We start from the raw sequence: 10,359 nt of genomic DNA, 5'->3' as shown, positions 1-10,359 counted from the left end.
GCTGGTTCTTTAGACGCCCGGTGCGGTGGCGACGGGAGCTGGTTCTTTAGACGCCCGGTGCGGCGGCGGCCTGGGTGCGCGGGGCTACGATTGCGGTCCGGAGCCTTCGCTCCGGACTGCCCCGTTGTCATCCTCGTCCTCGCCTTCGGCGACTCCTTCGGATTCCCTCGGGCGCATCTACACGCCCCGCGCACCCAGGCCGCCGCCGCACCGGGCTGCGTCGTATGAGGTCGGGCGATCGGCGGGGAGGGCGGCTTGCTTGGCCTGCTTCTGTAGGTCTGTTGGTGGCCGGAAGATCTTGCGGGGCTGCCAGATGTCGGCCGCGCGGGCGGCCTTATCTGGCGTTCGGGTGTCTTGCGTCGGCGGCTTAAAACCAAGGTGTCTGACGCCCGTTGCGCCGCCGCCACAAGCTGACGCCCTGCTACCCGGGTGTCTGACACCGTCCCGCCGACGGAGGGCAGCCACATTGAGTACCCGCATCAATCCCCTGGTGTCAGACACCAGTTGCGTCGTCACCACAAGCTCAATCCCAGGTGTCTGACACCCGTTGCACCAACGCCACAACCTACCGCCCCTGTCACCCGGGTGTCTGACACCGGCCCGCCGACGAAGGCCTGCCACATCGAGTGCGCGTAAAGCAAATCGCCGGCGTTCAAGGCCGGCGATTTTCATTTGACGCTTGCGTACCGCGTTGAACCCTTACGGAATCAGCGACAACCCCACGCGGAACTGGCTTTCGTTGCGCTGGTTGTACCCCAGCAGCGTCTCGCCGTAGCCGTTGAAATACTGCAAATGCAGATACCCGTTCCAATTCAAGAACGTGCGGCGTAGCGGCCACGCGAAATCCAGCTGCGTCGTGCGGCGCTTCTGATCTCCCTGGCGGTACATCGCCGAGACAACGGCGCCGTTGTCCTGCGCCCAGCGCAATTGCCAGTCGACGTGGCCGGCGTAGGCGGAGTAGTCGCTGTTTTCGCTGGCGACGGCGAAGTAGGCCTTGACCTTGGGGGCGAAGGTGAGGGTGCTTCCGCTGTCGAAGCGGTAGTGGAAACGCGGCTCGATGTAGCCGTCGTTGAGCGATCGAGAGTCTTCGCCGTCCTTGCCGTTGGAGGCGTGTTCGACGCCGGTGTTCATGCCGAAGCGCCAGTTCTGGTTCTCGGACTTCCAGATGTCGTCGGACATCCAGAAGACGCTGGGGTTGAACGTGGTGTCGATGAAGGGCTTGGAGTCGCTTTCCAGGTCCCACAGCGAAGTCTGCGTGTAGCCCAGGTAGAAATCATCGTGCCAGGTGTCCTCGCCACCGCGCGGGCTGATCAGGCGGTATTTGGCGCTGATCTGGAAGCGGGCGGTGGTGAGGCCGCGGGTGCCGACGGCGAAGTAGACGGGCTTGTAGGCGGAGAAGGCGCTTCGGAATTTGTCGAAGGCGGCTTGTTCTACGGTGGGTTCGATCGTGGCGGCGGGGGCGGGGCCGGCTTCGGGTGAGGCGCCTGCGGCGGCGACGGCGGCGGCCGGGACGGGTTGGCCGCTGCGGGCGTCGACGACGGGTGTCTGGGCGGGCGTGGTCGCGAGGGTGCCGCTGTCGCGGCCGGTGGCGTCGAGCGCCATCATGGACGGTTGGCCTTCGATGGAGACGGCTTGCAGGCCACGTGCGGTGGCGGGCACTTCGGCGGACCAGGACATGCGCGCGAAGTTGTTGACGGGCACGCTGTAGTTGTCGCGGCCGGTTTTCAGTTTGGCGAGGCTGCGGACGATCTGGCCGTCGGGGCTGCGCCATTGCAGGACGAGTTCAGGCGGGGCCTGCCAGTCGACGCGCGAGCCGCCTTCGTTGAAGAACACGGCCTCGATGGTGACGGTTTCGCCGGGCGCCGCGGAGGGGCGGTCCAGCCGGTATGACACGCCTGCCGCGGCGGAGCCGGCCGCGCCCAAGGCCAGGGCGGCGGCAAGGAGGCGGGGGGTGATGGAGCGGTGAAAAGGACGGCGGGAGGTCATTGAGGATGTATCTGATTTTTGTGATCAGGCAATGTAGCACCGTCCCTGGCAACAGTTTGTAAGTCAGACTAATCGTATGTATGGGCTGTAAGAAATGCGAAAACCCCGTGCGTTGTCGACAACGCGCGGGGCTTTTTTATGGAGGGTCTGCCGGCGTGGGGAGAGGGCTATTGTGGGCCCGCGCCGTGGCTCGCAGAGGGCTTTCGGCAAGCCCCGTGCACTGCCGGTGACGGCTGTCACTCGCCGAATTTGATCCCCTGCGCCAGCGGCAGATTCCGCGAGTAGTTGATGGTGTTGGTCGCGCGTCGCATGTAGTTGCGCCACGAATCCGAACCCGATTCGCGCCCGCCGCCGGTTTCCTTTTCACCACCGAAGGCGCCGCCGATTTCTGCGCCGGAGGTGCCGATGTTGACGTTGGCGATGCCGCAGTCGGAGCCGGCTGCCGACAGGAAGGTTTCGGCTTCGCGCAGGTCGTTGGTGAAGATGGCGGACGACAGGCCTTGCGGCACGCCGTTCTGCATGGCGAGGGCGTCGCCGAAGTCCTTGTAGCGCATGACGTACAGAATGGGCGCGAAGGTTTCGTGGCAGACGACGTCGGTCTGGCCGGGCATTTCGGCGATGGCGGGGCGCACGTACCAGGCGTCGGGGTATTGGTCGGCCAGGACGCGTTCGCCGCCGGTGACCTTGCCGCCCTGTTCGCGGGCGGCCGTCAGCGCGGCCTGCATGGCGTCGAAGGAGGCGCGGTCGATCAGGGGGCCGACGAGGTTGCCGCTGTCGAGCGGATTGCCGATGGGAGCGCTGGCGTAGGCCTTGTGCAGGCGCTGGACCAGTTCCTCGGCGACGCTTTCGTGGACGATGAGTCGGCGGGTGGTGGTGCAGCGCTGGCCGGCGGTGCCGATGGCGCCGAAGACGATGCCGCGGGCGGCCATGTCGAGGTCGGCGGTGGGGCCGACGATGATGGCATTGTTGCCGCCCAGTTCAAGCAGGACGCGGCCGAAGCGTTGCGCGACGCGCGGGCCGACCTGGCGGCCCATGCGGGTGGAGCCGGTGGCGGACACCAGCGCGACGGTGTGCGAGTCGACCAGGGCCTCGCCGACCTCGCGGCCGCCGATCAGGACTTCGGACAGGCCGGCGGGGGCGTCGCCGAAGCGCTGCACGGCCTGCGCGAACAGGGCCTGGCAGGCAAGGGCGGTGAGCGGGGTCTTTTCCGAGGGCTTCCACACGACGGCGTTGCCGCACACGAGCGCCAGCGCGGCGTTCCAGGACCAGACGGCGACGGGGAAGTTGAAGGCGCTGATGACGCCGACGACGCCCAGCGGATGCCACGTTTCCATCATGCGGTGGCCGGGGCGCTCGGAGGCGATGGTCAGACCGTAGAGCTGGCGCGACAGGCCGACGGCGAAGTCGCAGATGTCGATCATTTCCTGCACTTCGCCTTCGCCCTCGGCAAGGATCTTGCCGGCTTCCAGGCTGACGAGGCGGCCGAGTTCCTGCTTGTGCTGTCGCAGGGTTTCGCCAAGCAGGCGGATCAGTTCGCCGCGGCGCGGGGCGGGGACGTCACGCCATGCCAGGCTGGCCTGCCGCGCGCGGGTGATGGCGGCGTGGGCCTGGGCCACCGTGTGCTCATGCACCTGCGCCAGTTCGGCGCCGTCGATCGGGCTGCGGGCGATCAGGGTGCCGCCGGTGAGCGCACTGGAATTGAGTCCGAGATTGCGCAGGATGTCTTGAGGAGTGTCCATGCCGGTTCCTTCGATGCCTCGCGAAGTCAGCGTCTTCGCTTAAGGGTTATGCCTAAGTGGCGATTCTGGAAAAAAATTTACTATACGAAACTATGACGTGAAATGCGAAATATTTTTGAGGCGCAGTCCACCTGAAGGTGAATTCGTGGCGGAATCATTGCTCGTTGTTCAGGCAGTCAAAAAGACCTATCAACGCGACGGGCATCCCCCGCATCTGGCGCTGGACGGCATCGATTGCCAGCTCGAGCGTGGCGAGGTGATGGTGGTGGTCGGTCCGTCCGGTTCGGGCAAGAGCACCTTGCTGCGCACCCTGAACGGCCTGGAAAGCATCGACAGCGGCACGATCCGCGTCAATGGCGTGTCGCTCACGGATCCGGCCACCGACGTCAACCGCTGGCGCACCGACGTCGGCATGGTGTTCCAGCACTTCAACCTGTTCCAGCACCGTACTGCGCTCGACAACGTGGCGCTACCCCAGCGCGTGGTGCGCGGCCGCAGCCGTGCCGATGCCGAACGCTACGCCCGCGACCTCCTGGGCCGCGTCGGCATGGCGGAATTCGGCGACCGTTATCCCAGCCAGTTGTCCGGCGGCCAGCAGCAGCGCGTCGCGATCGCGCGCGCGCTGGCGATGGACCCGCAACTGATGCTGTTCGACGAGGCCACGTCGGCGCTCGATCCGGAAACGGTGGGCGGCATTCTTGAATTGATGCGCGCGCTGGCGCGCGACGGCATGACGATGGCGGTGGTGACGCACGAAATGGGCTTCGCCCGCGACGTCGGCGACCGCGCGCTCTTCATGGACGCCGGCCGCATCGTGGAGATGGGAACGCCCGACGAAGTGTTCGGCCATCCCAAAGAGGCGCGCACCCGCGCCTTCCTGGAAAAGATTCTGTAGTCCCGCCGGTCCGGCTTATCCGGGCGCTGCCGGCGCGATGTGCCTTGCCCGGAACGATATGGGTCCAATCACCAAAGGGGTTAGCAATGCTGAAAATCAAACAATGGCTGGGCGTGGCCAGCGTCGCCCTGGCGGCCGCCACCGTGGCCCTGCCGGCACAGGCGGACGAGCTTTCCGACATCATCAAGCGCGGGGAATTGCGCGTGGCGGTGCAGACATCCGGGCCGCTGATGAGCTTCATGGACAAGACGGGCAAGCGCACGGGGCTGGCCGTGGAAGTCGCCAAGCGCATGGCCGATGACCTGGGCGTGAAGCTGGTGCTGCAGGATTACGAATGGAAGGGCCTCTTGCCCGCGCTGCTGTCGGGCAAGGCCGACATGGTGGCCGCCGACATGACGCCCACGCCGCAGCGCGCCGCGCAAGTGTTGTTCTCGCTGCCCATGTTCTACGCCGACACCGTCGCCGTGGTGCCCAAGGATTCCCCGTACAAGAACTTCGCCGAACTGAACAAGTCCGGCGTCACCGTCGGCGCGCTGGGCGCCAGCACCTACGCCGAAGTCGGCAAGAAGATGCTGCCCACGGCCACGCTCAAGGAGTTCTCGGGCGGCAGCGCACCGGTCGGCCAGGCGCTGTCCAGCGGCCGATTGGATGCCGGCATCATGTCGCTGTCCACCGCCAACCAGTTCCTCGTCGACTTCGGCAACCTGCGGGTGCTGGAAGGCGTCATGGTGCGCGAGCCGCTGGCCTTCGCCGTCGGCCCCAACGCATTCCGCCTGAAGTTCTGGCTGGACAACTGGCAGACGCTCAAGACCGCCGACAACACGCTGCCGGAACTGGTCCAGTACTGGTATTCCACCGATTGGAAGAACGACCACTGATCGGAGACGGGACCGCCCATGGACTGGTTGATCGATTTCTATAACTGGCGCATCGTCAGCCAGTACACGGGCCAATTTGCCGAAGGCCTGGCCAATACCCTGATCGCGGCGGGCGCAAGCCTGGTGCTGTCGGTGCTGGCCGGGGTTCCGCTGGCGCTTGCCCATATGTCGTCCCGCGGCGCGGTGTGGCGCCCCGTGGCGGCTTATGTGCAATTCGTGCGCTCCACGCCGCTGCTCGTGCAGATCTACCTGGTCTATTACGCGGTGCCTTATCTTGTGCCAGGCGCCAAGGGCTGGAGCGAGATGGTGCTGGGCATTCTCGCCATGACCGTGCACCACGCGGCCTACATGAGCGAAATCATCCGCGTCGGCATCGAGTCCGTGCCGCGCGGCCAGATCGAAGGCGCCAAGGCCTGCGGCATGAACTACCACCAGCGCCTGCGCTACGTGGTGCTGCCGCAAGCCTTCGCCAACACGCTGCCGCCACTGTTGGGCCAGACCGCCGTGCTGATCAAGGACACCTCGCTGCTGTCGCTGATCACGGTCTTTGAACTGGTTGCCGCGGGCGTGCAGATGAACAGCGAACGCATCGTGCCCAACGAAGCCTTCCTGACCATCGCGGCGGGCTATCTGCTGATCTATTGCGTCATGCTGCTGCTGTCCAAGGGTGTAAGCCTGTGGCTGGCCGGCCCGGCCTGGAACGCGAGGTAATCATGCTGGAATCCTATCTGTCCACCGCCGGCGTCGTGCTGCCCTTTCTGCTCAAGGGCTTCTGGGAGACGCTGAAGATTTCCTTCGTGGCCATCATTGCCGGATCGCTGCTGGGCTTTGTGATCGGCGTGATCCGCAGCTACCGCATCCGCGGGGTGCATCAGCTTCTGGGCCTGTACATCCACATCCTGCGCGGCACGCCGTTTCTGGTGCAGCTCTACATCTTCTACTTCGTGCTTCCCAGCTCCGGCATCGAACTGCTGCACTGGGATTCCGGCACGGCGGCTTTCGTGGCGCTGTCGGTGTACACGTCCTGCTACGTGGCGGAAATCGTCATGGGCGCCATCCAGGCCGTGCCGCGCGGCCAGACCGAAGGCGCGATGACGCTGGGCCTGCGGCCCTTGCAGATTCTGTGGCTGGTGATCCTGCCGCAGGCCATGCGCCTGATCGTGCAGCCCATGAGCGGCGTCTACGTCATGCTGATCAAAAGCACCGCCATCCTGTCCGTGGTCGGCATCACCGAACTGACCCGTCAGGGCGAAGTCTTCATCATCACCTTCCCGGCCAAATCGCTGTTCATCTACGGCATGATCGCCGCCATCTACTTCATCTACTGCTACCCGCTCCTGCGCCTGGCCAACTGGCTGGAAAAGCGCCTGACCGGGGGCCTGCAAGGCGCGGGCCTGCACTGAGCGGACACCATGGTCTCCGAGTACATCGACACCTATTACAAGCGCACGCTCGCCGACGGCGACACCTACTATCCGCCGCTGGCGGGCGCGGCCAGCGCCGACGTCTGCGTGATCGGGGCGGGGCTGGCCGGCCTGTCCACCGCGCTGGAACTGGCCCGGCGAGGCCGCAACGTCACGCTGCTGGAAGCCAAGCGCATTGCGTGGGGCGCGTCGGGCCGCAACGGCGGCTCGGTGTCGCCGGCGTTCTCCGCGGGCGCCGACGCCATCCGCAAGCACGTCGACGAAGACCACTTCCGCCAGCTCTACCGGCTGTCGATGGAAGGCGTCGAAATCATCCGCGACAACATCCGCGACCTGCGCATCGCCGACGCCCACAAAGTCGACGGCCGTCTGCGCGTCGTGCGTTACGAGGCCACCAATGCGCTCCGTCAGTGGTGCGACAGCCAGCAGCGCGACTTCGGGCGTGACGTGCGGCTGCTCTCGCGCAGCCAGGTCCGCGAACGGCTGGTGTCGGACGTTTATCACCAGGGCATCGAAGACCCCTCGTCCTTCCACTTCCATCCGCTGAATTACGCGCGCGCGCTGGCCCGCGAGTGCGTGCGGCTGGGCGTGCGCATCCACGAAGATTCGCCCGTCGTGCAGGCCACGCTGGACGGCGCGGTCAAGCATCTGAAGACCGAGCAAGGCCAGATCGACGCCGCCACCGTGGTGCTGGCCACCGGCGGCTACACCGGCGACGTCGTGCCCGCCCTGCGCCGCGCAATGCTGCCGATTGCCACCTACATCATGCTGACCGAACCACTGGGCGACCGCGTGCGGGAAGCCATCCGCAGCAACGCCGCCATCGGCGACGACCGGCGCGCCGGCAACTATTACCGCGTCCTGGATGGCGGCCGCATCGGCTGGGGCAGTAGAATCACCACCCGTGTCGACGACCCGCCCGATCTGGCCGAGTCCCTGCGCCGCGAATTGCTCAGCGTCTACCCCCAATTGCAAGGGGTGCGCGTGGAGGCAGCGTGGTCGGGACGCATGGCCTACGCGCGGCACCTGATGCCGCAGATCGGCCTGCTGGGTCCGAATGTCTGGTATTGCACCGCGTTCGGCGGACACGGCATGAACACCACGTCCGTAGGCGGACGCGTCGTGGCCGAGGCAATCACCGGCGACACGCAGCGCTATAAGCTCTTCGAACCGTTCGGGTTGGCCTGGAACGGCGGGAGTCTGGGCACGGCGGCGGTTCAACTGACTTATTGGTCTTACCAGGCGCGCGACTGGTGGCGTGAGCGTCAATCGCGGGCATGACAGGGTATACAGATGCAAGGCAACAAACAGAGCGCATTGGCACAACGGCTGCGAGCCTTGCGCCAGGCGCGCGCGTGGACTCTGAAGCAGGCGGCCGAGGCCACCGGCGTGTCCGCGTCGACTCTGTCGAAAATTGAGAACAGCCTGCTGTCCCCCACCTATGACAACCTGATCAAAATCGCCGCGGGCCTGGACCTGGACGTGGCCGAACTCTTCACCGCCTCCGACGCCCACATGGGCACCGGCCGCCGCAGCCTGAGCCGCCAGGGCGAAGGCCGGCAGTACGAAACCCCGTATTACGACCACCGCCTGCTATGCACCGCGCTGTCGCACAAGCGCATGATGCCGTTCCATACCCGCGTCAAGGCGCGGGCCTTTGACGAGTTCCAGGACTGGAGCCGGCATGGGGGGGAGGAGTTCGTGTATGTGCTGGAGGGGGAAGTGCAGCTTTATACCGAGTTCTATGAACCGGCCCGGCTGAAGGCGGGGGAGAGCTTCTATATAGATAGCCGCATGGGGCACCGGGTAATCAGCCTGAGCCCGGAGGATGCGATCGTGCTTTGGGTGTCCACGCATACGGATATTGGCGAGGAGTAGGGCGACCCGCTTGGGGCGACCCGCTGGGGGCGACCCGCTTGGGGCGACCCACTTTTTCTGCAACAGGGTAAAATGCGCGGCCCGGACGGGTTCCGGGCGTCACCACACCGCGCGGCAGTAGCTCAGTTGGATAGAGCACGGGCCTTCTAAGCCCGGGGTCGGGGGTTCGAGCCCCTCCTGCCGCGCCAGAATAGCTAGGGAAATCAAGCTATTGCGCGGTGTTGGAGTTTATTAACAAGGCAATCATTAGAATAAAAATGCCTACGTTAGAACTTTACTCCGTCGCCGAGGCCTTCTTCACCACTCGCCTATCGTAGTGTTTGTGCGTCGTCGCCGGGTTGGCATGGGCCGCGAAATCATACGCATCGTGGTCACGGTTTTGGATCTTGGTTGTGATCGCCGCAGGGCGCACATCCTGCAGATTGAAGTAAAGCGGATGATCTGTCAGGGTCTTCTCCGACACGGCCTCGTCAATCGACATGATTCATGCCAGTTGTGCGTCCTTCCAGCTAGATGCCCAGCCATGCCTCGTGTACGAATCTGAGCGCTTCGTCGGCGCGAATAGGTAAGGACTGCTGGTGTTCTTGCGGTCAAGTGCCCGGGCCACCACTACGCGCAGTCGCTTCGACCACTCGCGCACCTTCAAAACCTCGACATGGCCCTTCTTCCGCTTGGTGGACAAGACGGTCACGCCTTCAAGTGTGAGGCCCGTCTTGAGAAACGGGCGAGCCTCCGACGAGCGAAACCCGGTCAGATAGGTGAACATCGCTGCGCATCCCATCGTCATGTAGTTTTCGCGCTGCTTGACGGACCAGAGGTAGAAGCGCAAGACCTGCCGCCGATCAATGATCTTGACGACGCACGTCGTCGGCGTCGATGGAGTGCTTGACGTAGCGGATGGCTAAAGCCCGAGTCCAGACCGAAGTACGGTCCATCCCAGCCAGCAGCAGGATCGAACTCCGCCACTCGGTACTTGCCTGCCAGAATCTGCGCCTCGCTGTTCTCGCGGTACGCGCTATCCCAGATCCAGGCGTATGTCTGGTCGTCCAGGCGTTCCCGGTCGTTGGGGCGCTCCTGCTCCAGCACATCGGGGAACCACGGGTTATCCGTGTAGTTCAGCTCGACGAGCTTAGAGTTCGGCGGCGGGCTCTTGACGAAACGCAGGTCGGTCGGGCTTCCATCCAGTTCCGGGTTCCAGGTCAGCCAGACCTGGGAATCGTTCTCGCGGACCGTCGGCAGCAGCTTCTGGTACGCGATCTCGCTGACGTTCGTGGCGGTAGAAGTCCTCCGCGCTCAACAGGTCGCCAGGCGGTCCCATGCGCGGTTATCCAGCAGCAGGCCGCCAATCACGCCCTGCTCGGCGTCGACGGAATGCGGGGGGACGCGTACGGCTTCGGTCGTCATGCTACGTCCCTCCGTGCATGCAGCTTCTGCGCCTGGCCGCGCCGCTTTGGCCGGACGAGCGCAGCTCGGTGTCCTGGTCGATGGTGAAGTTGCTTGGCGCTTCGTCCTCGGCCAGCCAGCCGGTCATGGCGGAGGCGGGCGACTGGGCGACGTAC

10 protein-coding genes, 1 tRNA gene and 2 pseudogenes are annotated in these 10,359 nt (G+C 65.0%); 7 read left to right on the top strand and 6 right to left on the bottom strand.

Annotated elements, in window-relative coordinates:
• Positions 1 to 699: 699 nt before the first annotated feature.
• Both RT697_RS22115 and RT697_RS22110 read right to left on the bottom strand, forming a co-directional pair.
• Positions 700 to 1,986 carry a phospholipase A gene (locus RT697_RS22115; RefSeq protein ID WP_313701802.1) on the bottom strand — a complete coding sequence of 429 codons (1,287 nt, stop codon included), beginning with the start codon at positions 1,984 to 1,986 and terminating at the stop codon, positions 700 to 702.
• A gap of 236 nt (positions 1,987 to 2,222) precedes the next feature.
• Positions 2,223 to 3,725: an aldehyde dehydrogenase family protein gene (locus RT697_RS22110; protein ID WP_313701800.1), complete on the bottom strand. Its 1,503-nt coding sequence runs from the start codon at positions 3,723 to 3,725 to the stop codon at positions 2,223 to 2,225.
• A 145-nt stretch (positions 3,726 to 3,870) separates the two neighbouring features.
• Here RT697_RS22110 and RT697_RS22105 point away from each other — a divergent pair, with 145 nt between their 5' ends.
• From RT697_RS22105 to RT697_RS22075, 7 genes are all read left to right on the top strand, one after another.
• Positions 3,871 to 4,620: an amino acid ABC transporter ATP-binding protein gene (locus tag RT697_RS22105; protein ID WP_313701798.1), complete on the top strand. Its 750-nt coding sequence runs from the start codon at positions 3,871 to 3,873 to the stop codon at positions 4,618 to 4,620.
• A gap of 86 nt (positions 4,621 to 4,706) precedes the next feature.
• A complete protein-coding gene (locus RT697_RS22100; protein ID WP_313701796.1) occupies positions 4,707 to 5,498 on the top strand; it encodes an ABC transporter substrate-binding protein in 792 nt (263 codons plus the stop codon).
• Between the two features lie 18 nt (positions 5,499 to 5,516).
• Complete coding sequence (locus RT697_RS22095; RefSeq protein ID WP_313701794.1) at positions 5,517 to 6,209, top strand: amino acid ABC transporter permease; 693 nt, start codon at positions 5,517 to 5,519, stop codon at positions 6,207 to 6,209.
• A gap of 2 nt (positions 6,210 to 6,211) precedes the next feature.
• Positions 6,212 to 6,901 carry an amino acid ABC transporter permease gene (locus RT697_RS22090; RefSeq protein ID WP_076515237.1) on the top strand — a complete coding sequence of 230 codons (690 nt, stop codon included), beginning with the start codon at positions 6,212 to 6,214 and terminating at the stop codon, positions 6,899 to 6,901.
• Positions 6,902 to 6,910: 9 nt separating this feature from the next.
• A complete protein-coding gene (locus RT697_RS22085; RefSeq protein ID WP_313701791.1) occupies positions 6,911 to 8,203 on the top strand; it encodes an FAD-binding oxidoreductase in 1,293 nt (430 codons plus the stop codon).
• Between the two features lie 12 nt (positions 8,204 to 8,215).
• On the top strand, positions 8,216 to 8,800 hold the full coding sequence (locus RT697_RS22080) for a helix-turn-helix domain-containing protein (RefSeq protein WP_175124382.1): 585 nt from the start codon (positions 8,216 to 8,218) through the stop codon (positions 8,798 to 8,800).
• Positions 8,801 to 8,911: 111 nt separating this feature from the next.
• Positions 8,912 to 8,988 (top strand) — tRNA-Arg (locus RT697_RS22075).
• Between the two features lie 86 nt (positions 8,989 to 9,074).
• Here the strand turns inward: RT697_RS22075 and RT697_RS22070 are convergent.
• The 4 genes and pseudogenes from RT697_RS22070 to rdgC all read right to left on the bottom strand — a co-directional run.
• Positions 9,075 to 9,281 (bottom strand): hypothetical protein, encoded by a 207-nt coding sequence (locus RT697_RS22070; protein WP_313701790.1) that lies wholly within the window; start codon positions 9,279 to 9,281, stop codon positions 9,075 to 9,077.
• Positions 9,282 to 9,284: 3 nt separating this feature from the next.
• Positions 9,285 to 9,629: a hypothetical protein gene (locus tag RT697_RS22065; protein WP_313701788.1), complete on the bottom strand. Its 345-nt coding sequence runs from the start codon at positions 9,627 to 9,629 to the stop codon at positions 9,285 to 9,287.
• A gap of 432 nt (positions 9,630 to 10,061) precedes the next feature.
• Positions 10,062 to 10,204, bottom strand: a pseudogene (locus RT697_RS22060) (DnaB-like helicase N-terminal domain-containing protein); the annotation flags it as partial.
• A gap of 28 nt (positions 10,205 to 10,232) precedes the next feature.
• Positions 10,233 to 10,359: pseudogene (gene rdgC, locus RT697_RS22055) on the bottom strand (recombination-associated protein RdgC); the annotation flags it as partial.

It is taken from the genome of Achromobacter sp. (genome assembly GCF_032113835.1).
Taxonomy (GTDB): Bacteria; Pseudomonadota; Gammaproteobacteria; order Burkholderiales; family Burkholderiaceae_B; genus Achromobacter.
The sequence above is the reverse complement of the archived record's forward strand: the minus strand, read 5'-3'. Positions and strand labels throughout refer to the sequence as shown.